22 protein-coding genes are annotated in these 24,221 nt (G+C 56.2%); 8 read left to right on the top strand and 14 right to left on the bottom strand.

Annotated features, from left to right (window positions below; translation table 11 throughout):
- Nucleotides 1-97 precede the first annotated feature (97 nt).
- A complete protein-coding gene (locus tag CDH48_RS11780) occupies nt 98-598 on the top strand; it encodes a J domain-containing protein (protein WP_100688940.1) in 501 nt (166 codons plus the stop codon).
- Nucleotides 599-601: 3 nt separating this feature from the next.
- Here the strand turns inward: CDH48_RS11780 and CDH48_RS11775 are convergent, their stop codons facing one another.
- Nucleotides 602-1,390, bottom strand: a complete 789-nt coding sequence (locus CDH48_RS11775) for a secretin N-terminal domain-containing protein (RefSeq protein ID WP_100688939.1) — start codon at nt 1,388-1,390, stop codon at nt 602-604.
- A gap of 364 nt (nt 1,391-1,754) precedes the next feature.
- Between CDH48_RS11775 and CDH48_RS11765 the strand changes: the two genes are divergently transcribed.
- Nucleotides 1,755-2,807: a 3-deoxy-7-phosphoheptulonate synthase gene (locus CDH48_RS11765; RefSeq protein WP_100688937.1), complete on the top strand. Its 1,053-nt coding sequence runs from the start codon at nt 1,755-1,757 to the stop codon at nt 2,805-2,807.
- On the opposite strand, the gene CDH48_RS11760 is transcribed toward CDH48_RS11765, so the two are convergent.
- Entirely contained in the window at nt 2,752-3,423 is a 672-nt protein-coding gene (locus CDH48_RS11760; RefSeq protein ID WP_100688936.1) for a LysE family translocator, read from the bottom strand. The two genes, CDH48_RS11765 and CDH48_RS11760, sit on opposite strands and share 56 nt — an antisense overlap.
- A 235-nt stretch (nt 3,424-3,658) precedes the next feature.
- Here CDH48_RS11760 and CDH48_RS11755 point away from each other — a divergent pair, with 235 nt between their 5' ends.
- Both CDH48_RS11755 and CDH48_RS11750 read left to right on the top strand, forming a co-directional pair.
- A complete protein-coding gene (locus tag CDH48_RS11755) occupies nt 3,659-5,101 on the top strand; it encodes a dihydrolipoyl dehydrogenase (RefSeq protein ID WP_100688935.1) in 1,443 nt (480 codons plus the stop codon).
- A gap of 120 nt (nt 5,102-5,221) precedes the next feature.
- Nucleotides 5,222-5,695, top strand: coding sequence for a Dps family protein (locus CDH48_RS11750; protein ID WP_100688934.1), 474 nt, complete (start codon nt 5,222-5,224; stop codon nt 5,693-5,695).
- Nucleotides 5,696-5,792: 97 nt separating this feature from the next.
- Here CDH48_RS11750 and CDH48_RS11745 read toward each other — a convergent pair whose 3' ends face one another.
- The 7 genes from CDH48_RS11745 to CDH48_RS11715 form a co-directional block, all read right to left on the bottom strand.
- Nucleotides 5,793-6,917 carry an NAD(P)/FAD-dependent oxidoreductase gene (locus CDH48_RS11745; RefSeq protein WP_100688933.1) on the bottom strand — a complete coding sequence of 375 codons (1,125 nt, stop codon included), beginning with the start codon at nt 6,915-6,917 and terminating at the stop codon, nt 5,793-5,795.
- Between the two features lie 11 nt (nt 6,918-6,928).
- Nucleotides 6,929-8,266, bottom strand: coding sequence for an SAM-dependent methyltransferase (locus CDH48_RS11740; RefSeq protein WP_100688932.1), 1,338 nt, complete (start codon nt 8,264-8,266; stop codon nt 6,929-6,931).
- Between the two features lie 214 nt (nt 8,267-8,480).
- Nucleotides 8,481-9,776: a TRAP transporter large permease gene (locus CDH48_RS11735; RefSeq protein WP_100688931.1), complete on the bottom strand. Its 1,296-nt coding sequence runs from the start codon at nt 9,774-9,776 to the stop codon at nt 8,481-8,483.
- On the bottom strand, nt 9,773-10,318 hold the full coding sequence (locus CDH48_RS11730) for a TRAP transporter small permease subunit (RefSeq protein WP_100688930.1): 546 nt from the start codon (nt 10,316-10,318) through the stop codon (nt 9,773-9,775). Before CDH48_RS11730 ends, CDH48_RS11735 begins: the two co-directional genes overlap by 4 nt.
- 100 nt (nt 10,319-10,418) lie before the next feature.
- Nucleotides 10,419-11,495: a TRAP transporter substrate-binding protein gene (locus CDH48_RS11725; RefSeq protein ID WP_100688929.1), complete on the bottom strand. Its 1,077-nt coding sequence runs from the start codon at nt 11,493-11,495 to the stop codon at nt 10,419-10,421.
- A 141-nt stretch (nt 11,496-11,636) separates the two neighbouring features.
- On the bottom strand, nt 11,637-12,095 hold the full coding sequence (locus tag CDH48_RS11720) for an ATPase (protein ID WP_100688928.1): 459 nt from the start codon (nt 12,093-12,095) through the stop codon (nt 11,637-11,639).
- 52 nt (nt 12,096-12,147) lie between these two features.
- On the bottom strand, nt 12,148-13,227 hold the full coding sequence (locus CDH48_RS11715; protein ID WP_227521063.1) for an acyltransferase family protein: 1,080 nt from the start codon (nt 13,225-13,227) through the stop codon (nt 12,148-12,150).
- 118 nt (nt 13,228-13,345) lie between these two features.
- On the opposite strand from CDH48_RS11715, the gene CDH48_RS11710 reads away from it, so the two are divergent.
- A complete protein-coding gene (locus CDH48_RS11710) occupies nt 13,346-14,413 on the top strand; it encodes a beta-N-acetylglucosaminidase domain-containing protein (RefSeq protein ID WP_100688927.1) in 1,068 nt (355 codons plus the stop codon).
- 45 nt (nt 14,414-14,458) lie between these two features.
- Here the strand turns inward: CDH48_RS11710 and CDH48_RS11705 are convergent, their stop codons facing one another.
- A complete protein-coding gene (locus CDH48_RS11705; protein WP_100688926.1) occupies nt 14,459-15,169 on the bottom strand; it encodes an SIMPL domain-containing protein in 711 nt (236 codons plus the stop codon).
- Nucleotides 15,166-16,122 carry a ChaN family lipoprotein gene (locus CDH48_RS11700; protein ID WP_100689060.1) on the bottom strand — a complete coding sequence of 319 codons (957 nt, stop codon included), beginning with the start codon at nt 16,120-16,122 and terminating at the stop codon, nt 15,166-15,168. Before CDH48_RS11700 ends, CDH48_RS11705 begins: the two co-directional genes overlap by 4 nt.
- 125 nt (nt 16,123-16,247) lie before the next feature.
- Between CDH48_RS11700 and dauA the strand changes: the two genes are divergently transcribed.
- Nucleotides 16,248-18,017: a C4-dicarboxylic acid transporter DauA gene (gene dauA, locus CDH48_RS11695; protein WP_100688925.1), complete on the top strand. Its 1,770-nt coding sequence runs from the start codon at nt 16,248-16,250 to the stop codon at nt 18,015-18,017.
- A 14-nt stretch (nt 18,018-18,031) separates the two neighbouring features.
- Nucleotides 18,032-19,978: a CASTOR/POLLUX-related putative ion channel gene (locus tag CDH48_RS11690; RefSeq protein ID WP_100689059.1), complete on the top strand. Its 1,947-nt coding sequence runs from the start codon at nt 18,032-18,034 to the stop codon at nt 19,976-19,978.
- A gap of 91 nt (nt 19,979-20,069) precedes the next feature.
- Here the strand turns inward: CDH48_RS11690 and CDH48_RS11685 are convergent, their stop codons facing one another.
- From CDH48_RS11685 to CDH48_RS11675, 3 genes are read right to left on the bottom strand one after another with little or no spacing between them, the layout of a single operon-like run.
- A complete protein-coding gene (locus tag CDH48_RS11685; RefSeq protein WP_100688924.1) occupies nt 20,070-20,459 on the bottom strand; it encodes a CBS domain-containing protein in 390 nt (129 codons plus the stop codon).
- Between the two features lie 12 nt (nt 20,460-20,471).
- Entirely contained in the window at nt 20,472-20,822 is a 351-nt protein-coding gene (locus CDH48_RS11680; RefSeq protein WP_100688923.1) for a transcriptional regulator, read from the bottom strand.
- Nucleotides 20,819-22,306: a DUF1538 domain-containing protein gene (locus tag CDH48_RS11675; RefSeq protein WP_100688922.1), complete on the bottom strand. Its 1,488-nt coding sequence runs from the start codon at nt 22,304-22,306 to the stop codon at nt 20,819-20,821. Before CDH48_RS11675 ends, CDH48_RS11680 begins: the two co-directional genes overlap by 4 nt.
- A gap of 281 nt (nt 22,307-22,587) precedes the next feature.
- On the opposite strand from CDH48_RS11675, the gene CDH48_RS11670 reads away from it, so the two are divergent.
- A complete protein-coding gene (locus CDH48_RS11670) occupies nt 22,588-24,180 on the top strand; it encodes an isocitrate lyase (RefSeq protein ID WP_100688921.1) in 1,593 nt (530 codons plus the stop codon).
- Nucleotides 24,181-24,221: the final 41 nt, after the last annotated feature.

Here is a 24,221-nt window from a genome sequence, read left to right as displayed (position 1 = left end):
CAAGGTGCAGTTGTCACTGCTTTGTAGGAGTTTGTAGCTGGCCTTGTTGCAACAACAGATGCCAGAATTACGGTGTTATATCAGTAAAGGATCAACCATGCAGTGGATACTGGGAATTGCACTGGCGGCAGCCCTTTTTGTAGTTCTGAAACAGTGGGGCAGATTGTCGGCGGAAAAGAAGAAAGCTGCAACCTGGAAGGTGGTTCTCATGGTTGGTGGCGCCATGCTTTTGTTCATGGTTTTGACTGGCCGTGTGCATGTTCTGACTGCCGCTGTGGCTGCGCTGATTCCTCTGTTGCGCAAATTGCCGGAAATCGCCCGTTTTGTGCCCGCGCTGAACCGTTTCTTTTCAGGTGGCGATGGCAATACGGCGGGGCCAGGAGCAGGGCATCAGCGTCACGACCAGGCACCCGGTAATGGTATGTCTGAACGTGAAGCCTGCGACATACTGGGCCTTACGGTGGCCTGCTCGAGAGAAGACGTCATTATGGCGCACCGTCGCCTGATGCAAAAAATGCACCCGGACCGGGGCGGGAGCGACTATCTCGCGGCAAAGATCAACGAAGCCAAAAGCGTATTGTTGCGCAACCGGGTGTAAGCGTTATGGCATAACGTCCACTTTCACTTCAAAGCTTCGGTTATCCGACCGACTGCTGTTTACGCTGTAGGCAATACCCGATTGTTTGCTGGTGGATTCGGTTGAAGTGCTACCCAAAGATACCCATTGACCTGGCTCCACCCTGCGGATCGTGACAACAGCCTGGGTTTCATAGCCTTTCAGCTCTGCCGGATCCGCCTCGAAAGAGACAATGCTCAGTTCCACCGCACGGTCAGAAATCACCTGTGGGCTGACTATGAAACCGCTGCGGGTTTCTACTTGCTCAAAAATGGCGGCGGGGTTTCTGCCACCGCGCACTGCGAAGGGCAGTGTGCGTATCTGGCCTGACGTGATATGGGCAGACTGCCCATCCATTACCATCAGGCTTCGTTCCCGGGTTCCGCCGGTGCTGGTAACCTTGCGCTCCACGGTTACGCCAACCTGATCCCGTGTGGCGGTAACACCGCCGCCGGAGCGTTTGCCGCCAATATCCTCCTGTGATCTCACGGAAATCCGGAGCTGGGCCGGGGCCACGTCGAGAGTGTCAATCAGTGTGCCGATTTCATCCAGCACCTGCGGGCTGCTGCGAACCACAATCTGCTGCCCTCGTGCAGTCACAGAAACCTGCTCGCCCTGATAAAGCTCCCGAACCTGGCTGGCAACATCGGCACCAGGCCGGTTGTTGAGTTGATAGGTTCTGGATTCAGCGTGTGCCGTACTGGCACCGGATGCCAGTATCAGCATTGCTGCAAAGAGGAGCAGGACGGCGAATTTTTGTAGGTGCAGTGTCATTTCTGGGCCCTGTTTTCCTGAAGAGTCCGGTTTGCCTGCGAAAAAACCGGTTTGCGGGTTGCCAAGCTGAAAACCCGGGGTATATATTAATAAGCATGAATACGACACAAGCGGTCTGTCAATTAAATGTTCTGCAAGCTTTTGGCCAAAAGCCGAAGGCGGCAGCCGCTGCTGTGTTTTTCTGGTGGTTTGGTTATGGCTTTTATTTTAGCCAGCGCCAGGGCCGCCCATAGTATCTTCAAAATACGTACAAAGAGGATGGCAGCCCGGCGAAAAACCAGGCTGCCGTCGGATTCAGAAAGCCCCGACTGGTAGCCCAGCCGGGGCTTTTTCGATTCTGACGCAGGGAAACGGGAACACTGATATGAACATGCCTTTGAACACCGCCAGGGAGTGCCAGATACTCAGCACCGCCGTAACACACAGGCAGGAAACTGCTCTGCCAACGCCGGCGGAGTTGCGGCAGCGCCTGCCTGTGAACGAGCATCTTGCCCGACAGGTGGGCAGGCACAGGCAGGCGGTAAGGGACATTCTGCACGCCAGGGACGATCGCACGCTCATCGTGGTTGGGCCCTGCTCGATTCACGATGAGGTGGCTGCACTGGAGTATGGCGAAAAACTTAAAACACTGGCGGATGCGGTCAGTAACAGGTTTCTCATTGTCATGCGTGCATATCTGGAAAAGCCGCGAACAGCGGTGGGCTGGAAGGGATTGTTGTACGACCCTGAGCGCACAGGGGCCGGAGACCTCAACGCAGGCCTGCTGCGGTCACGGCGTTTGCTTCTGAACCTGGCGGAGATGGGCCTGCCACTGGCGACCGAGGCTCTCAGCCCCTTCGCTATGGATTACCTGGGAGACCTTGTGAGCTGGACGGCGATCGGCGCCCGCACCACGGAATCGCAGATCCATCGGGAAATGGTCAGCGGCCTGCCAATGCCTGCAGGATTCAAGAATGGTACCGATGGCGGAATCAGCGTGGCGCTCAATGCCATGAAGTCCGGAGCGCATCCGCATCATCATCTGGGTGTATCAAGCCATGGTGCGCCGGTCATGGTCAGTACGCCGGGCAATCCGGATACCCATCTGGTGCTGCGAGGTGGGCGCGGCATCACCAATTACGATGAAGCGAGCATTCAGCAAGCCGCACAAAGCCTTTCAGAGGCTGGGCTGAGTGCTGCCATTATGGTGGATTGCAGCCATGATAATGCCTGCAAACAGGCCGAGCGACAGATCGATGTAGCCCGTGAGGTGATGCGCCAGAAACACTCCGGTAACACCAGCATCCGCGGGCTGATGCTGGAAAGCTTCCTTGAGGCTGGCCGGCAGGACGATGGCGATGATTTGCGTTTCGGCTGCTCTATTACCGACCCGTGTCTGGGATGGGAGCAGACTGAGGCTCTGCTCCGCTCACTGTAGAGAACAGGAGTTGACCGGCGAGCAACAGCAGGACACCGCCCATTAGCCGGTCGAGCCAGTGGCCGAAGCGGTTGAAGCCCTTGCGCACCGAGGGCAGGGTAAAAAAGATGGCAACCAGGGTGAACCAGAGCCCTGTGGCCAGCGCCATGTAAGCACCATAGCCAGCCTGGACGGCCACCGGGGTGCCCGGGCTTATGATCACTGAAAACAACGAAACGAAGAACAGGGTGGCTTTCGGATTCAGGGCATTGGTCAGGAAGCCCAGACGCAAGGCGGCAAAGCCGGACTGTATTGTGCCCGTTCCGGTTTCCACGTAAATCCCCCCAGCCCGGGCTTTCAGGCATTGCACGGCAATCCAGGTGAGGTAAAGGGCGCCGGCAATCTTGAGAACGGTAAACAGCAGGATGGACTGCTGGATAATCAGGCCAATACCCAGTAGCGAATAACTCACATGCACCAGAATGCCGGCGCCGATACCCGTTGCGGTGAGCACTGCATTTTTCCGGCTCTGACACAGAGCCTGCCGAAGCATCACGGCAAAATCCGGCCCGGGGCTGGCAACGGCCAGTAGGTGTACCAGTGCCACGGTAAGGAATTCCGGCCAGTAGCTGGTCATACGCAAGCTTCTCTCTATACTGTTTCCAGGTTTTCGTTGCTTCGATTAGGGGTAAAAGCCTATGGAGTTGCACCCGTAAATTGTCAGACTGTTAGCCTGGCTGTCAGCATAAATTCATTCGCCGGTATTTTCACGCCCCGCACAAAACAATTCCGGCCCCTATACTGGCGTATACACGATTGAACGTTTTACCCACATTCCCGGGTTCCGGGAATATCGGCCAGGAGACTGTTTTATGGATAAGCGAGAAGTTGATGTAGCCATCATCGGTGCCGGGACAGCAGGAATGGTGGCCTACAGCCGCGTGCGAAAGGTTACGGATAAAGTAGCGCTGATTGAAGGAGACCAATACGGTACCACCTGCGCCAGGGTGGGCTGTATGCCCAGTAAGCTGCTGATTGCGGCTGCAGACAGTGCTTATCAGATGGCGCAGGCAGACCTGTTCGGAGTGAGTGCCGGCAATATTAAAGTTGATGGCAAACGGATCATGGAGCGGGTGCGTTCGGAACGCGACCGGTTTGTTGGTTCGGTCCTCGGCTCTGTGGAGAAATTTCCCGAAGAGCATAAGATCAAGGGTCATGCCCGTTTCGCCGGCCCCAATCGCCTCATTATCAACAATGAAACTGAAATCCACGCCCAGCGGATTATCATCGCCACCGGTTCCCGCCCGAACATCCCGGGTTTTCTGAAAGAAGCGAAAGACCGGCTGGTGGTGAACGATGATATTTTTGAATGGCAGGATCTGCCCGAGTCGGTAGTAGTTTTCGGGCCGGGTGTGATCGGGCTGGAACTGGGGCAGGCGCTCAGCCGCCTTGGTGTTCGTGTGAGAATGTTCGGAGTGGGCGGCGCTGTGGGCCCGATCCAGGATGACAACATTCGCGAATACGCGCTCAAGCGCTTTAACGAAGAGTTCCCGCTGGATCCGGATAGCGACGTGAAGCGGGTTGAGCGGGTTGATGGCGGAGTGGCTGTCACATTTACCGACGGCAGCGCCGGTGAAAAAACCGAAACATTCGAGTACCTGCTCGCGGCTACCGGGCGCCGGCCCAACGTTGATGGCCTGGATATACAGAATGCGGATATTGAGCTGGACGAGCAAGGCTTGCCGGTGTTCGATTCATACACCTTGCGTTGCGCCCAGAGCCACATCTTTATTGCGGGCGACGCCAACAATGACTTGCCGCTGCTGCACGAGGCGGCAGACGAGGGATACATTGCCGGGAACAACGCGGCGTCTTATCCGGAAGTAAGGGCAGGCAAGAGAAGCACTCCCCTTGCAGTTGTGTTTACCGACCCCCAGATTGCCACCGTAGGAATGACCATTGATGAAGTGGACAAGCGGTGCGGCGGTTGCTTTGCCGTAGGCGAGGTATCGTTTGAAAATCAGGGCCGTAGCCGGGTAATCGGCAAGAACAGCGGTTTGCTCAGAGTGTACGGGGAGCACGGCAGCGGCTTGTTCATGGGGGCCGAAATGTTTGGCCCTGCGGCGGAGCACATTGCGCATTTGCTGGCCTGGTCGGCACAGCGCCGGTTGACCGTCAGTGAAATGCTGGATATGCCGTTTTACCACCCGGTGATTGAAGAGGGTGTAAGAACTGCACTGAGAGATCTCAACCGAAACCTCAGTATCGGGCCGGCGCCAGAAGGCGACTGCACCGATTGCGGCCCTGGCGTATAGGTTTCTGCCCGGGATTGAACCGCGCTATGGACGGCATGGGATATCTCAACTTCACGGATATCTGGAGCCTTGGCACTATTGGTTCCAGCTTGTGTTTTACAGCCACGAAGGAGGCATATAATGAGTAAGAATTTTATTGGTCTGGATAAGGAAAAAACCGTCAAGCTGGCGGATTCCCTGAACGATTTGCTCTCCAACTACCAGATTTTCTATATGAACGTGCGCGGCTATCACTGGAACATCAAGGGTGATAACTTCTTTGAGCTTCATCTGAAGTTTGAAGAGTTGTACGACGATCTGCTGCTCAAGATTGATGAGATTGCAGAGCGCGTTCTTACACTGGGGCACCGCCCTTCCCACGCGTACAGTACCTACATCGAGCGCTCGGAAATCCCGGAGCAGAAAGACGTTGCTGATGGCAAAACCGCCATGAGCAATATCGTTGACAGTTTTGCCAAACTGATTGGCAAGCAGCGGGCCTTGCTGAATCTTGCGGGGGATGCCGAGGATGAAGGCACAGTGGCGCTGATGAGCGACTACATCTCCCAGCAGGAAAAAACGGTCTGGATGTATCGCAGTTACCTGGGCCATTAAGCCCGGGGTGTACTGATAGAGCGGCAAGATGGCCGCTCTATCGCTTCCATACCCTTCGTATTCACAGTCTCTGTATCCGGCCTTTCAGGTCCGGGCACTATGAGTTTGCCACAAGTGCCGGCACCTCCTGATGCAGGAACCATCTTTCCGTTACCACCTTGCGCGTGAACCAGTGGGACCGCATCAGGGTGCTGGCCAGTGGCATTCGGATCCAGTCAGGCACCTGAAAACCCTCCTTGTTGACGGAGCCACGATGGCCAAAACGCTCCGTTATGGCATCGCCGTATGCCTGCAAAGAGCTGGCGGAGAAGCCCGGAGCCTGTTTGATCACGTCAGCCGCCAGTAATGCGGACTCAATTGCCGGGCGAATACCTTCGCCGCTTTGGGTGTAGGCAAGCCCCGCTGCATCACCGATCAGTATCAAGCCGTCATCCACCAGCGCCCGCCCCGCATGGTCATAAAGCAAATAGGCGTGGCCCTTGAAACGACCCGGTAGTTCTGCAGGAATCCGGCCTGAGGCTTTCATGGTTTCCACGAAGTCCTGCAGGTGCTCAGTCAGCTTGTGGTTGTCTTCCCGCCCCAGGCCAATGTTCAGGTAGTTGCCCTTGCGGAAGACCCAGGCGTAACCTTTAAGATCCTTGCAGAACCATAGCTCCGGTGTGTCCCCCCGGGCTTCGCAGGCATTGGCCTGGTCGTGAGTCATTTCGAACTCTATTTCCTTGGCCGCCACAACGGTTTCATGGCTCCCCGGGCCATCGCCGATCAGCCTGGCAACCGGGCAGAAATGCCCTCCGGCGCCCACCAGCAAGGGAGCGCACCAGGTATCGTTAATCAACCAGTTACCGTCTTTGCGGATAATGTTTTTGACCGGTGTGCCAAGCTGTTTGGGTGTGTTGGTTCGTGCCAGCAGGTAATCATCAAATTCACAACGCCGGATACCATAGCTCACTACGCTGCCGTGATCGTTCTCAACTGCCTGCTGCCCCATCATGCCGATCCGGAACCGGCGTATCGGCTGGAGCGTGCGGCCCTTTCCGTACTCGGCCAGGTCAATACCAAGGGTTTCTATCACCGCGGGTGTTACCCAGCCCGCACAGGTTTTATCCCTGGGGAAATCCTGTTTATCGATCAACAGGGTGCGTTTGCCGCTGTCTTCCAGAGCTTTCGCCAGGGTAGATCCTGCCGGGCCGGCGCCAACAATAATCAGGTCGTAGGGTTCCATCTCCAGTCACCTCAGGTGTTTTCAGGTGCAGCGGGGAAGTTGTACAGATCCTGCCGTGTTGCCGGCACCTCATTGTTGTCGCCATGGGTGAACACAACCTGGAAAAGCTGAAGCGACCCCGCCCGGAAGGCAGCGATAGAGCCGGCCAGGTACATGCGCCAGGCCCGGGTAAAGTGCTCATCGTACATGTCGGTAACTTTCGCTTCTGCAGCATTGAAGCGCTGCATCCAGTCAGTCAGGGTGCGGGCATAATGGAGACGCAGGTTTTCCACATCGAGCACCGAGAAATCGCCATGCTCACAAAGAGCCATGAACTCACCGATGCTGGGCGGATAGGCTCCGGGGAAAATCCGTTTTTCAATCCAGGCGTTCATCAGCATGGGCCGGTTGCGGCCAATGCTATGGAGCAAGGCGATACCGTTCGGCTTCAGCGAACGTTTGATCAGTTCTGACAGGGCAGGATAGTTATCCTTGCCCACGTGCTCCAGCATGCCAACAGACACGAATGCATCGTACTGGCCCTGAATGTTGCGATAGTCATCCTCGACGTAATCGACAAGGTTATCCAGGCCCTGTTTGCGAGCCTGCTCACGGGCGTAGGCGATCTGTTCCCGGGAAATGTTGTAAGCGTGAACTTTAACCCTGTAGTTGCGTGCCATGTAACGCGCCAGCCCGCCCCAGCCACAACCGGCTTCAACCACCGTCATGCCGGGCTTGAGCCTGAGCTTTCTGCACACGTGCTCCAGTTTGGCCAGCTGTGCCTGCTCCAGAGTCAATTCAGGCCGTTCGTAGTAGGCACAGGTGTACTGCATCTCGGCCTGGTCAAGCCAGAGCTGATAGAATTCGTTGCCCAGGTCATAGTGATGATGAATATTCTCCCGTGCTTCCGACAGCCCTGTTGATCGCGGGGCGTGATTGCGCCAAAGGGCTTCAAGCCAGCGCGGCCACTTCTGGCGTGCCCGGTGAATAGCGCGGTACAGCGTTTCCATCAGTTCAGGCAGGTCGCCCTCAATATCCAGGCGCCCGGCACTGTAGAGATCACCAAACGCCAGGTTGGGGTTGGTAACCAGCGCGTAGAGCGCTTTCGGGTCGGACAGGTGCAGGGTAAAGCGCGCGTGTTTTTCCACGGGCTCAATCACATCGTCATTCCAGAGCCGGAAGCGAACCGGCGGAGACCCCGCCATACGCATAAGCTTGGCCACCAGCCATCGCTCATGGGTGTGAGGCGCTCGGTCTACGTGAGTGTCCTGCAGAGGAAGATTCAGGATGTGGGATTTACTGCGCTGTTGATTATCCCTTGTGTTCTTATCGCTCTCCTCTGTACCTGACTGGGCACTGTTCTGATTCACGGAATCTATCCTCCCCTATTACCTGAACATTACTGCTAAGGCTGGCATGATGCCCCGAATACTCACCCGGGAACCGCCGGTTGCCCTTCAGTATAGGAAAAGTTCCGTTTTTGTCAGGTATGCCGGTGATCAGCGTGAAGCGGGTAGCTCAGTTGCGATGCAGGGTGGGGCAATATTAACAGCCGGGCCAGGCGGCCCGGCTGTGCAGGAGACCTCAGTATGACGAGCTCATACCGAACCATTCGGGGAAGATTACAATCAGGGCCAGCACCAGAATTTGCAGGAGAATAAACGGTAACACGCCTTTATAGATGTCCACCGTTCGCACCTGTGGTGGTGCGACCCCTTTCAGATAAAACAGGGAGAATCCGAAAGGAGGTGTGAGAAAGCTGGTTTGCAGGTTCATGGCAATCAGAATAGCAAACCAGAGCATGTTGATGCCCATGGCTTCGGCCACCGGTGCCAGAATAGGCACAATAATGAAGGAAATTTCCACAAAATCGATGAAAAATCCCAACACCAGGATCACCAGCATGGCGAGGATGATAAAGCCCCATTTCTCGCCGGGCAGCTGCAGCATCCAATCTTCCAGCAGGTAGTCGCCACCAGTGTAACTGAAAACCATGGAGAAGGCCGTTGCGCCGATCAGGATGGCGAACACCATGGCCGTTACCTTGACCGTGTCTTTCGATGCATCCCATACCATCTGGAAGGAAAACTGGCGATAAACCATGGCCAGAATAATGGCACCGACGCCTCCCAGTGCTGAGGATTCGGTCGGTGTTGCAATGCCGGTGAAGATTGAGCCCAGTACAATCACGATCAGCGCCAGCGGTGGAATGATCGCCAGCAGCGCGTTCATGATTTCCTTTTTGCGGGAAATGCTGTCGTCTTCCGGCATGGCCGGGGCTGTCTCGGGCCTGAAGCGGGTCATGATCAGGATGTAGGCAATGTAAAGGCCGATCAGAACCACACCGGGCCCCACAGCCGCCTTGAACAGGTCGCCAACCGGAAGGCCCAGTACGTCACCCAGAATAATCAGAATGATCGACGGCGGAACAATCTGGCCGAGTGTGCCTGCTGCACAGATGGTGCCCGTTGCCAGGCGCTTGTCGTACTTGTGGGCCAGCATGACCGGAAGCGAGATCAGCCCCATGGCCACCACGCTTGCGCCTACAACACCGGTGGATGCTGCGAGCAGGGCACCTACCAGAATGGTGGAAATGGCCAGGCCGCCGGGCAGGCCACCAAAGAGGCGGCCCATGGAAGTCAGTAACTGTTCGGCCAGTTTGGTGCGCTGAAGGACAACGCCCATGAAAATAAACAGCGGTACCGCCATCAAAACGGTATTCTGCATAACGCTCATGATGCGATACGGCATGAAGGCAAACAGATCCATGCCTTCGGCAAATACGCCGAAAAACAGGGCTACACCACCAAAGGTGAAAGCAACAGGGAAGCCCAGCATCAGCATGAAGAGGGCCGCAAGGAACATAATCATGCCAATCATGCGAGGCCACCCCCGCTGTGTTCTTCTTCGTACTCTTTTTCACCAGACAGCACGCGGATGGCGAAAGTGGCCATATTGAGGCCGGCGGTGGCGATAAAAAAGGCCGTGAGTGGAATAACCGATTTGATCAGCCAGCGGTGGGGCAGGCCCCCGGGGTCGCCACTGCCTTCGCCCATGTTGTAGGAATCCACCGCAAAGTCGTAACCGTAGATGCCGATCAGCCAGGCAAAGGGGATCACAAAAATCAGGGCACCGACCAGGTTTACCCATGCCTTGGCCCTGTTGCTCCAGCGGGAATAGAACACGTCAACACGCACATGGCCGTCTGTGCGCAGCGCGTAGGGAATGCCGAGCAGAAAAACCACCGAATAAAGGTGCCATTCCATCTCCTGCATGCCAATAGACACTTCATTGAATGCGTAACGGGCAATAACGTCATAAAACACATTGCCGGCCATCAATAACATTGCGACACAGGCAACCCAGCCGCAGAGAATGGACAAGCGGGCAAGGCCCTCATCCAGTTTTATAATCCACTGCATTCACAATCCTCCGCCAGGGGACTGGCGATTATGCTATTGCTATAAACAACAAAACCGGGATCACCCCCAGAGCGATCCCGGCTCCATTACAGCGTGTATCTTACTCTACTGTGCCCATGGTGTTCAGGTATGCGCGCTCCGAGATGTTCGAGTAGGCACGGCTTTGGGCGAGGTAGTCCTGTTGGGATTTTATGATCCGCGCCGCCTGTTCGTTGTTTTCAGCGGCTTCTTTCAGGAGTTTTTTGTTGGCGTTATACATGGCCTGGAAGATATCCTGGGGGAACTGCTTGATCTGTACGTTCGGATAGTCCTTCGTGATGCTGGCCCAGGCTTCCGCATTGGCGTGCTGGGAGTGTACCAGCATGTTGAAGGAGGCGGTACGCATGGCAACCCGCATAATCTCCTGTAAATCGGCAGGCAGTTTTTCCCATACCTGCTTGTTCACCAGGAACTGAAGCTCGGTCGCGGGCTCGTGCCAGCCAGTGTAGTAGTAATCGGCAATCTGCTGGAAGCCGAGGCGAAGATCCAGGGCCGGGCCTACCCACTCAACCGCATCAATGGTGTTACGCTCAAGCGCGGTGTACAGCTCGCCCGGAGCGATATTGGTGGGGTTAACGCCTACTTCTGCAAAGACTTCACCGGCGAAGCCCGGGATACGCATTTTCAGCCCATCCAGGTCATCCAGCGATTTGATTTCCTTGCGGAACCATCCGCCCATCTGAACGCCAGTGTTACCACCGGGGAAGGACAGCATGTTATGAGGTTCATACACTTCCTGCATCAGTTCCATGCCGCCGCCATGGTAGAACCAGGCGTACTGTTCTATGGCGTTCATGCCGAATGGCATGCTGGTGAAAAACAGGGTCTCTGGAACCTTGCCCTTCCAGTAGTATGAAGCCGAGTGCCCCATGTCGTATTGCCCCGCCTTGACCATATCGAAAACGCCAAGTGGAGCCTTGTGCTTGTTGGCCGAATCTATCCGGATCTTCAGGCGCCCATCCGACATGGCCTCAACGGATTTGGCGAAATTCTTCGTGGTGTCTCCGAAAATCGGGAAATTCGGCCCCCAGGTTTCGGCCAGTTTGAGGGTAAATGTTTCCTGAGCCAGGGCCTGGGTAGAAGCAAAAGTTGCTGCCACGGCGAGCACCGCCGCAGAGAAAACGGAACGGATTTTCATTGCTCTTGTATCCTTTTGTCATTTTTGTGGGTAGAGCATGGGCTTCTCTGACGGAAGCCTCACAACTGGTTCACATTAGCAAGTATTGCAAACCGACGAAATGAAAAATCGCCCCGCCTAAGACTTAGGTCGTAGTTGGCGTCAGATGTCTCTCATTCTGCCAATCTGGCTGGACAGCTGCATGGCTTCGTGTTTCTCCAGTGCCAGCAAATCTTCCAGGAGGGTCTTGGCGCCTTCGATCTCTGCCTTGCCAATGAGCGAATCGTAAAGATCCATCACCTGATCATGGAACTCGAAAATTTCCCGCGCTATGTCTTCAAACCCGAGGGTTGTGAATCTTGCATCACAGGCCTGGCCCGGCGTGAAAGGCTTGTGATTCAGATAATCATAAAGGCGGGTGTGCAGAACTTTGGGGTCGGCCTGTTTTTCAAACTCCGCCACAGCTTCCGCGAGCAATGACTCATGGCGTGCAATGTAGTCCAGCAGGGCACTGGCGCGTTCATTATTGTGCTTTCCGGCAGATTCGTGCAGGCATTTTGCCAGATGCGAGTGCAGTTGGCGGGTCCAGTCAATCAGGTCCTCAAAGGTTTTTATCTCCATGGCCTAGCTCCATCGGTCAGGTATGTGTTCAGAACAGTGACTGAACAACAGTCTAGTCGATTGCCCTGGCAGTTGCTGCCTGGGTCTGGGTTGTTTCTGCACGGCTTCGCCAGGCCCGGAACTGTCGCAACGCGGGTTTTTCAATACTGTAGTGAATAGCAGAAGCCAGAAGCAATGCAGTGGCAAGGGCGAGACAGACACCGAGCCAGCCGGGCAGGCCCGCCTGGTAGCTCCAGGTAATCACGCCATAGCCAATGTTCTGATGCACCAGGTACAGGCTGTATGAAAGGCTGCCGAGCCAGAGCATGGGACGGTTTGCCAGCCAATTCAAGCGCCCGGCGACGGCCAGGGCAAACACCGTGAAGCAACCCAGTACAAAAAGGCTGTAGGGCATTTTGTACGCCAGCAGACCATGGCACACAGCCAGTGCCAGCAATATGGCATCTCCGGTTGCCGGTCGCCCGTATCGGTAGATGCGGTATATCAGGATGCCGCCGATAAACAACGGAGCGTATTTCACAAACATCAGATCCTTGATCAGAAATTCCATGCTCTCGGGTATCTGCTTCCACCAGATTACGCCGGCGTAGCTGATCAGCATCCAGACCCGGAAAACCAGGCGCAGCTTGGTCCAGTCGCGAAGAGAGTAGAAAAACAGCGCCATCCAGCTGTAGAACGTGGCTTCTATTACCAGGCTCCAGTAAGCGCCATCCACGTGCTCGGCGCCCAGGTACTCGTGCAGCAGGGTTGCGTTAAGCAGCGCAGTTTCAAGGCTTACAGCACGGCTTTCCGGGCCCAGAAGGTGTACCGATACGAAGGTGAGAACAATGCCGGTCCACAGGGCAGGCAGCAGCCGTGCACCTCTGGCGAGGCCAAACCAGGCGGCATTGCGGGTACGCTCAAGGGTCATGAAGATGACAAAGCCACTGAGGATGAAAAAAAGATGCACGCCGTAACGGCCAAACAGCAATGTGTCTGTCAGCAGCTGTGGCAACCTGAATGAATGGCCAAATAGCTCGTTGTAATAGGGCAGGTAATGAAAAAGCACCACGCCCAGAGCTGCGAGGCCGCGCAATGCGTCAAGACTGCCCAGCCTTGTCTGGGAAGCGATCATGGTCTGGGTGGCGATCATGGCAGTTTCCGTGATGGTTTTGTATATAGTAGCCGGCTATTGCCGTGGGGAATACGGATGCGATATACCATTCGCTTGCCGTAGGTATACCATGTGGTAATACATCAGGGAGAGGGTTATGAGCACAACACTGGGCATTATCGAAGGCTTCTATGGGCCAGTATGGAACTGGCAGGAAAGACAACAGCTGGTGCGTGCGCTGGCGCCGCACGGTTACGGCTTTTATCTTTATGCACCCAAAGCCGACGCTTTTCTGCGCCGGCGCTGGCAGGAACCCCACCCGCCGGAAATGGCATCGGAGCTGGCGGAGTTCGGTCGCTTTTGCCGCAAGCATGGGCTGCGTTTTGGCGTCGGGCTGAGTCCATACAAGATCTTCAACCGATTTAACGATGCTGCCCGGCAGGCACTCGCGAAAAAGCTTGAACTGCTTGATCGCATCGGCCTGGATGAACTGGCCATTCTGTTCGACGACATGCGTGCCGATACGCCTGCGCTAGTGGAAACCCAGGTGGAGATCATGCACTGGATTCGCGAACGTACCCAGGCACCCCTGCTTTCCATATGTCCCAGTTATTATTCTGACGACCCTGTGCTGGACCGGGCATTTGGTGAGCGTCCGTCAGCTTATCTGGAGACCCTTGGTCGACTGCTGAACCATGAAATTCAGGTGTTCTGGACCGGAGAGGAAGTGTGCTCCAGAGAGATTTCTCCCGGCCACCTCAAACGTGTAAGCGAGCGGCTCGGGCGCAAGCCTGTGCTCTGGGACAACTACCCGGTGAATGACGGTGATCGCATGTCACAGCACCTGCACCTGCGGGCATTTACCGGTCGCCCGGCGGCGAACGGCGCCTATCTGTCTGGCCATGGCATTAACCCGGCGCTGCAGCCGGCGTTAACCACTATTCCTGCAATAACCCTGGCCGAGTCCTATCGCCAGGGTTCCGATTACCAGTACGGGCAGGCATTTCGCCAGGCTGCAAAGGAAGTGCTTGGGCGGGAGATGGCAGAACAGCTCCATGCCGACCTGCCGGTGTTGCAGGATGCAGGCCTTGGGCGTATCAGCGAGGAAAAGCGGCAAAGCCTGATGCGCACCTACGATGCCTATGATCACCCGGCCGCCAGCGAAATACTGCGCTGGCTGGTGGGTGAATATCAGGTTACTGACGAGATGGTGCGGACCCAGTAGGAGCGCTCAAGGTTACTGGGTTCCCGGGTATGATCCCTGAGGGCATTACTGGAGGTAATACTCAACGGTTGAAACCACTCGCACCGTTTTTACCGGTTGCTGTTGCTGGGACTCTCCCGGAGCCTGGTCCCGGGCCAGTATCTGGAATACGCCCTGATTGGCCCGGCGCAGATCACCCAGTTCGGTTTTGGCGTCCTTCGCAAACTGGCTGGCAGCTTCACGGGCGGCAGCGGTTGCTTCTGCAATCATGGCGGGTTTTATATCGTTCAGTCCGTTAAACAGATAGACCGGCCCGCTCGGGCCGTAGTCGGATGACAGCACCACGCCGGAATCCACCAGATCGCTTACACCCTGAGCGGCCTGGCGGATTTTCTCAATATTTTCGCTGCGCACCATCAGGGTCTGGCTGATGATGAATTTCTGCTCGTTATTGTTGTCCTGATAAGGATTGGCCCTGGTGTCGGTCACGTCCAGCCGCTGCAGTTCCACTGCGCTGTCACTGATGGCCTGCAGTTTCAGGAACGCCATGATGGCGTTGCGGCTGCTGCGGGCTTTTTCCTGAGCATCGCTCAGGCTGGCGCCGGTGGCCACAAAACGGATCGGCCATAGGGCCAGGTCGGCAGTGACTTCACGCTCCGCTACACCTTTCACGGTTACGTAACGATCACCGGTGCGCAGATCGGTTAGGCCTTCACTGATAAGTGAGGCTGAAATAATGGCGCTGAAACCCAGAATGAGGGCAACAATCACTTTCATCGAGAATCTCCCGGGCAGTTGTCTTCAGGCGGTCGTCGGAATCTTGCAGACATCGCTTTATGTTCGCGGTCTTCATCCAGGAACTCCTCCGGCAAAGGCTGGATGAAGTAGAGAAAATCGCCTTTGTTGCGGTTCTCATGCAAGGGCGGCTTTTCGGCATTCGCCGGCCATATTACCGGTGAAATCACGGCCACCGAAACGTCCGGGGCCCGCTGTTTGAGCAGGGCAACGGTTCCGAGGTGCTCTTCACTGTGGAATGTGCCGGTGGTGTGAACAATCTGGGCGCCAGGGTGCGCATCCAGGGCAGCGAGTATGCGGCTTGCCATGGTGTTGTCCCGCAGTAGCTGGGCTTTATAGGTGTTGTTTATGCGCTTGCCCATGGCTTCATCCGCTGCGCCGTGGGAGCCGGCAATTGCGGCATCGAATTTTTTGCGGTAGGCGGGCGTGTCCATGAACGGGTTGTCGGGCAATTGTGCCCGTTCGCTTGCAGACAGCTTATCCAGGTAACCCGGCCCTGTGCGACCAACGCAGCGTACAATGGCGGCGGGGGCGTTGGCGGCAACCACAGGCAGGTTTTGCTGGCGTGCAAATTCGATCAGCGGGCGATAGGAAGCGCGGTAATTATCCCAGGCGTTGCTGTCCTCAATGAATTCGGTTTCGCCGGTCTTACCGCTCAGGTAGGCATTCACAGCGGGCTGGTTGTCCAGGTTGAACTGTTCCATGGACAACACCTGCCGCGGTTGCCGGCGATAGAGCGCTGCCTGTATCTGCGACTGCAACAAATGTGCAGCCTGGTGGCCGTGGTATTCGCCAATCACCACCACATCGGCAAGGGCAAGCCTCTGGCCCAGCAAATCCACGCTTAGCCTGGTGCCGTCAGCGGCATCAATCAGGCGCGTCTCGTAAAGGGTTTGTGGTCTTGCCAGGGTATGGCTCTCGCTGGAATGTGTCATGGCTGCGCACCCGGTCAGGCCGCTGATCAGTATAGCCAGCACGGCGACGTATGATCTTTTCATGGCAAAATTATATATGATGTAGGGCCTCGCTACTTGTATGAATTCCCAGACACGAGGCCAGTATGCCCCATCGAGCTCATCTTTTTTCACTTCGGCTTGCCCACGCCTTCCGGGAAGCCTGCATTGACCAGCCATACAACAGCCGCCGCTTTCTGCGGGACCTCATGGCTGGCGTTACAGTGGGCATTATCGCCATCCCCCTTGCCATGGCGCTGGCTATCGCAAGTGGCGTTGCGCCCCAGTATGGTCTTTATACAGCCTTTATTGCCGGTTTTATTATCGCCCTTACGGGTGGCAGCCGGTTCAGTGTCTCCGGCCCCACCGCGGCTTTTGTTGTTATTCTCTATCCCATCGCCCAGAGCTACGGCCTTGGTGGCCTTTTGCTGGCAACCCTGATGTCCGGTGTTCTGTTGGTGATCATGGCGGTCATGCGGCTGGGCCGTTTTATTGAGTACATACCCGAATCCGTCACCCTCGGATTTACCGGCGGTATAGCGGTAGTCATTGCAACCCTGCAGGTAAAAGACTTTTTTGGCCTGTCGGTAGAGAGTATGCCTGAGCACTATTGGGACAAGCTGGCAGTGCTGGCGCAGAGTTTTCCCGCACTGGATACCATGAGCGCGCTGGTTGCCGTGGTTACGCTGGCGGTCATGCTGCTCTGGCCGCGCCTGAAAACTCCGGTGCCGCCTCATTTGCCGGCGGTAATTATTGGCAGCTTGCTGGCATTTTGGCTCAATGCCAATGGCGCCGGCGTGGACACCATAGGTTCAAGATTCAGCTATTTACTGCCGGATGGCGGCACAGGTGCCGGAATCCCGCCGTTTCTGCCGGAGTTTGCCTGGCCCTGGCAGCAGGCGGATGCCAGTGGTGAGGCAATCGGCTTGTCCTGGAACATGGTGCGGGAGCTATTGCCGGCGGCGTTTGCCATTGCCATGCTTGGCGCGATTGAGTCCCTGCTCTGTGCCGTAGTGCTCGATGGTATGACGGGTAAGCGCCACAGCGCCAACAGTGAGCTGATGGGGCAGGGCCTGGGCAACATTATTGTGCCGTTTTTCGGAGGCATTACCGCCACGGCTGCCATAGCCCGGTCTGCTGCAAACTACCGTGCCGGCGCGGAATCGCCGGTTGCCGCCATGGTTCATGCGGTAGTGGTTCTGCTGGCCCTGGTATCACTGGCGGGCTTGTTGGCCTACCTGCCGATGCCCGCCATGGCAGCTTTGCTGATTATGGTGGCCTGGAACATGAGTGAAGCGCCCAAGGCTGTGCGTCTGCTGAAAACCGCGCCACGCAGTGATGTACTGGTATTTCTCACCTGCTTCTCCCTTACAGTTGCGCTGGATATGGTGATCGCCATTACCACCGGCGTTTTGTTGGCCGCGGTGTTATTCATGCGCGAAATGGCCGAGATGACCAAGGTAACCGATATCACCACGGGCAAGCGGGTCAGTGACCAGAATCTGCCTGCGGGCTGGCGGGTCTTCAAAATTAACGGCCCGTTGTTTTTTGCGGCGGCAGACCGGATTTTCGGCGAACTCGCAGAGCTTTCCCGGGACGTAGAGGGGTTCATCCTGTACATGGATGGCGTTACGGTTCTGGATGCGGGTGGCCTGTCAGCCCTCAATAAGCTGGTTGCCACCTGCCAGAATGACGGCACCCGCATCGTCATTGCCGACCTGCAGACCCAGCCTCAGCGCACGCTCGCCCGCGGCGGCCTTGGGCCTGTGGAAGGGGTTTTACAGTTTACTTCGTCGCTGCGGGAGGCACTGGCCTTACCTTTGTCATCCATAGCCCGGGCCAGTTCAACGCCTTTACGGCCTAACGGATCAAACTGATGAAAAAGACCGCCATGCTGCCTTTTCGTGTAGTCGACCGGGTGAAGTTTATTGTTGAGCGACAGCTGGTAAAAGGCGCCGGTTTCCAGCTGTTGGTGGTGGGTGTGCTAATCGGCCTGATTTCCCTCATTGGCGGCCTGCTGGTGGTGCCCCAGGGAGGTGAGTTTGATGATCCGGGATCCGCTGTCTGGTGGGCTTTTCTGCGTCTCACCGACCCGGGTTATCTGGGTGACGATGTAGGCACCTGGCAGCGCCTTGTCTCAACCCTGCTGACCATCAGCGGGTATGTGGTGTTCATGGGCACTCTGGTGGCCATTCTGACCCGCTGGCTGATTGCCAAAATGGCAGACCTCGAACGCGGGCTAACCCCGGTTCCCCTGAAAAACCATGTGGTAGTCCTGGGCTGGACCAGCCAGACCCTGCCACTGCTTTCGGAGTTACTGGGCTCCTCGGGCCGTATGCGCCGGTTTCTGGAGAGGCATGACACCCAGAAACTCCGCCTGGTGGTTCTGGCAGAAGAAGTCAGTGCAGCACAGTTGCACGAGTTGCGAATCGAGCCGGGTGTGGGCCGCCGGGCGCGTGAGGTTATTTTGCGAAGTGGCTCGGCCATCCAGCCCGATGCTTTGCACCGGGTGGCCTGCCTGGATGCCGCGGCAGTGATTGTGCCCAGCCAGGTGCACAGTGCTGGCAGCCTGGTGACCTCCGATGTGGAAACCGTCAAGGCACTCCTCTCCATTGCGGCGCAGGCCCGGCATCTGAACGCTCCTTTGCCGTTTGTGGTGGCCGAGATTCAGGACATGCGTAAATTACGGGTGATCGAGCGTGCCTACCCGGGTGCCGTGGAAGTGGTGGCGGGCGATGTCACCATCAGCAGGTTGATGGTGCAGAACGCATTACATCCCGATCTGTCGGAAGTCTACAACGAGCTGCTCACCGCTGGAGACGGTAACGAGATTTTTGTGCGTGGTGGAGAAACGGCAGAGGGCCTGACTTTGGCGGAACTTGCGACACAAAGACCCTATGCGATTGTTCTTGGCTTGCTTCATCCCGCCGCCGGCGGTGGCTGGCAAGTAAATTTGCTGGCCCCGTCTGACACTGTCGTTCGCCATGAAGATCGCGTGGTTTTGCTCGCCCGCGATTACCGGCACACCGGCGCAGATCCTAAAGCCGAACCGCTGGCGCGGGTTGAGCGTGGCAATGCCCGGGTTTTAAAGCACAGGACACAAGGCACCCATCGAGTACTGGTGCTGGGCTGGAATCGCAAAGTACCCAGCCTGGCGGCGGAGTTTGGCAGTTATGGCGACTGGCATTTTGAGCTGGACATGGTGTCGGCCACACCACTGGAAGAGCGACAGCGGGAGATTGCCCGTTATGGCGTTGATCTGGACAAGGTCAACGGTCGCTTGCTGGAAGCCGATTACATGGTGGAGGAAGACCTCAGAAAACTGGATCCTGCCGGCTATGATACCGTCATGCTGTTGAGCAGCGACCGCATTGGTTCCGGGGAAGAGGCAGATGCCCGTGCCATGGTGGGTTACCTGCAACTGGAAGATATCCTGGCTGAGTCGTTGCAAAGGCCGCAGGTAATCATGGAACTGAGTGATCCTGATAACCGAAATCTGCTTTTTGGCCACAAGAGCGAAATGCTGATCAGCCCGATGATTCTGAGCCACGTGTTGGCACAGGTGGCCCTGCGCCGGGAACTCCGGGTGGTGCTGGATGAGTTGTTTACGGTGGGCGGAGCCAAAATCCAGTTTCGTGACCCCCGGAATTACCCGCTGCCAGCCAGTTTTGATTTCCAGTTGCTGGAGAAGGTCGTCGCCAACCGGGGAGAGATCGCGCTGGGTGTGTTCAGGGTGGCGGCCGATGAACACGGGCGGCATCTGCAGATGAACCCGCGGAGAACACAACTGCTGGATCTGAAGGCCGAAGACCGGATTGTGGTTTTATCACTAAGTTGAGGGGCATCGCTATCGGGCTCGGTGCATCAAGGCCCGGTATTGCTTCAGCAATCCCTGATTTTCCGCGCCTGTGAGGTGATGCAGTGTTGCACTAGTCAACCTGCTCCAGCAGCACCGTCATAATGTCATCCATAGCAACGAAACCCAGCAGGTCATTATCCTCCAGCACCAGAACGCGCTTCACCCGATGCTCGGTCATCAAGGCTGCAACCTGTCGTACCTCCAGGCTTTTGCCTACAGCCAGAGCGGGTTTGGCACAGGCGTCGTACACGTTCAGCAGGTCGATGTCGCCCTGTTCGGCCACCACGGTTTTCAGAACATTGGTGTAAGTGATCAGCCCGTAGGCATCGCTGGGATGCTGCTTCTCGACCACCAGGGATTTTACGCCGTGTTTCTTCATCAGCCGCAGGGCTTCGCGCAGCGTGGCGAAAGGGGACACACAAATTACGTTGCTTACCATCACCTCTTTAACCAGTTTCATGCCTGAAGCTCCTCAGAGATTGTCTTTCAAGTGCTGTTCGAATTTCTGGAACTGGGACACGTCAATGCCGCCAAGATGCTCCAGCGGAAGGGTGAAGACCAGGCCCTGGGAATCATGTTCCGCCGGCATCAGCAAGCGCTGGATTGCTTTCAGAACCTGCAGTGACAAGCTTTTTTCAAGCACCATCAAAAGAACGCTTTGGCTGCCGTCATAGGTAAAGCCGAAGAAGGTCTTTTTGGCAGTGTTGCTTATACCCCGGCCAGACATCACGGTGATGCCGCCAGCGCCCGTTTCACGGGCAGTATCGATACATTCCTGTTCCTGGTCTTCCGGAACAATCGCTACTAATACGGAAAATTTCATGAGCTCAGCCCTCTTCGATCTACCAGCCATTGCATGGTAATGGCGTATAGCATCACACTGATAATGGGAAACATGGAAGCAAAGGCAATCAGCCCGAAACCATCAATCAGAACACTGCGGCCCTCGATGTTGGATGCGAGCCCGATGCCCAGCGCGGTCACCAGTGGCACAGTGACCTCCGATGTGGTGACTCCGCCCAGGTCATAGGCCAGAGCCACAATGTATTTCGGCGCCAGAACAGTAAGGATGATCACCAGTGTATAGCCACTCATAATGTAGTAGTGCATGAGGTCGCCAGCAATGATCCGGTGTACGCCAATGGTGATGCCGGTGGCCACGCCGAGCGCAACCAGTAGCCGGATTGCGTTGCCGTTAATTCGTCCGGAGGCAGCTTCTTCCGCCTGCTTGCCGACCGCAAGCAGAGCCGGTTCCGCCAGGGTGGTGGCAAACCCGATCATGAAAGCAAACAAATAGATAAAGCCGAAACGCTCCTGCTCGATCAGCTGTTCCGCCATACTGGTGCCAATCGGGAAAAGACCCAGCCTCAGGCCCACGACAAAAGCGTAGAGGCCGAGAATAACAAGGACAAAGCCGAACAGGATCTTGGGCGGGTTGGCCAGCCCGCGACGTAACACAATGTACTGGAAGAACAGGATGGTCAGAATGATGGGCGCTACATCCTTGAGCATTCCCGCCAGCTCCACAAGCATTTTCAGAAAGCCGGAAATGGTTTCGCTCTCATACTGGGGCACCATTAACAACGCGCCGTCTGAACCGTCACCGTTGTAGACCGCAATCCCGTAAAGCTGAACCGTAATCATCGGCACCATGACGGCCAGTGCAACCAGGCCAAAGCCATCGGTAAGCGGATTCCTGCCACGGATAGAGGCCGCCAGACCAATGCCCAATGCGGTAATCAGCGGTACCGTGACAACATTTGTGGTGACCCCGCCGGAATCATAAGCCAGGCCGACAATCTCCTGCGGGGCAAACCAGGTCACCACCACCACCGTGATGTAGCCAGTAATCATGAACCAGTGCAGCGGGTAACCAAAGATGGTCCGGAATACACCAAGCGCAATGACCAGGCCAACGGAGGTGGCAACCAGAAGCCTGAGGGTGAATGCGTTGATTTTGCCCTCACTGATGCCCTGGGCCTGCTCGGCCACAGCAATTAAAGCAGGTTCGGCGATAACAGCGGAAAACCCCATGGCGAAGCCGAACGAGAGCAGGACGGGGACTGACCCTTTCCTGGCAAATTGGTTGGAAAGGCTTTTTCCTACCGGGAAAATGGACAACTCGAGGCCTTGGAGAAACAGGGCTACACCGACGGCGACAATCAGCAGGCCAATGGCCATACTCAGGGTGTTGTCCGGCATTTGTTGCAGGACAACAAGCTGGAAGAACACCACAACGACCACAATCGGGAACAGATTTTTCAGTGCGTGCAGCAGTGATTGGCCGAAAGCGCGGATATAGTACACTGACTACCCCTGTAGTCCGTGGGTTTGGGGCCCATGATTCTGGTCAGACGGCTGAATCATAGCACGTTGCAGGATGGATAAAATGACCGGACCCAGTGAGGAAGTCGAGTGGTAAGGCTCTGTTTTGGTATTCACAGGAAAAATGCTGGAAATAGATTATATAAATTTCAATTATAAATCCGAAGCTACTAAAGTACTCGACAACACAACCCGTCAGTCTGGTATTTTGTCCAGGCTGTCGTTATTAACCGCTTTTCATTAACACTCTAAGGATCGAGATCATGCCTTACGCAAAAGACGTCGATACCATTGCCTCCATCGTGAAGCAGAACCCGACCTGGCACGCCATCAACCCCAAGCACGTTGCACGCATGCGCGCCCAGAACAAATTCAAGACTGGCCTGGACATTGCCAAATACACCGCAAAAATCATGCGTGAAGACATGGCTGCCTACGATGCCGATTCTTCCAAGTACACCCAGTCCCTGGGTTGCTGGCACGGATTTATTGGCCAGCAGAAAATGATCTCCATCAAGAAGCACTTCGGTTCCACCAAGCGCCGTTACCTGTACCTGTCGGGCTGGATGGTTGCCGCTCTGCGTTCCGAGTTCGGTCCTCTGCCTGACCAGTCCATGCACGAGAAAACCGCAGTTCCCGGCCTGATCGAAGAGCTGTACACCTTCCTGCGCCAGGCAGATGCCTGGGAACTGAACCACCTGTTCCGTGATCTGGAAGCTGCCGAGAAGGCGGGCGATACTGCCAGGGCTGAGGAGCTGATCAAGAAGATCGACAACCACGAAACTCACGTTGTGCCCATCATCGCGGACATCGACGCCGGTTTCGGTAACGACGAAGCCACCTACCTGCTGGCCAAGAAGATGATCGAAGCGGGTGCCTGCTGCATCCAGATCGAGAACCAGGTTTCCGACGAGAAGCAGTGTGGCCACCAGGACGGTAAAGTAACCGTTCCCCACGCTGACTTCCTGTCCAAGATCAACGCTGTACGTATGGCGTTCCTGGAACTGGGTGTTGACGACGGCGTTATCGTTGCCCGTACAGACTCCCTGGGTGCTGGCCTGACCAAGCAAATTGCCGTGACCGACGAGCCCGGCGACCTGGGTGACCAGTACAACAGCTTTATTGACGGCGATGTTATCGAAAAGGCTGAAGACATCAACAACGGCGACGTTGTCATCAAGCAGAACGGCAAGCTGGTCAAGCCCAAGCGTCTGGCTTCCGGCCTGTTCCAGTTCAAGGAAGGTTCCGGTGAAGACCGTGTTGTTCTGGACTGCATCACCAGCCTGCAGAACGGCGCAGACATGCTGTGGATCGAAACCGAGAAGCCGCACGTGGGTCAGATCGCGGGTATGGTAAACCGCATCAAGGAAGTGGTTCCCGATGCCAAGCTGGTTTACAACAACAGCCCGTCCTTCAACTGGACACTGAACTTCCGTCAGCAGGTATTCGACGCCATGCAGGAAGAAGGCAAGGACGTATCTGCCTACGACCGCGCCAACCTGATGAGCGAAGAGTACGACAACACCGAACTGGGCAAGCTGGCTGACGAGTGGTGCCGTAACTTCCAGCGTGACGCTTCCCGTGAAGCGGGTGTATTCCACCACCTGATCACTCTGCCGACGTACCACACTGCAGCCCTGTCTACCGACAACCTGGCGAAAGGCTACTTCGGCGACGAAGGCATGTTGGCATACGTTGCCGGTGTTCAGCGCAAGGAAATCCGCGAGGGTATTGCCACCGTCAAGCACCAGGATATGGCTGGTTCCAACATCGGTGACGACCACAAGGAGTTCTTCGCAGGTGACGCTGCGCTGAAAGCCGGTGGCGCTGACAACACCATGAACCAGTTTGGTTAATTGAACGGTTTGTAGTGCCCGCTCCCGGGTTTATTCCGGGG

The organism is Marinobacter aromaticivorans (genome assembly GCF_002806975.1).
GTDB classification, from domain to species: domain Bacteria; phylum Pseudomonadota; class Gammaproteobacteria; order Pseudomonadales; family Oleiphilaceae; genus Marinobacter; species Marinobacter aromaticivorans.
This window is presented reverse-complemented; position numbering and strand designations above follow the sequence as displayed.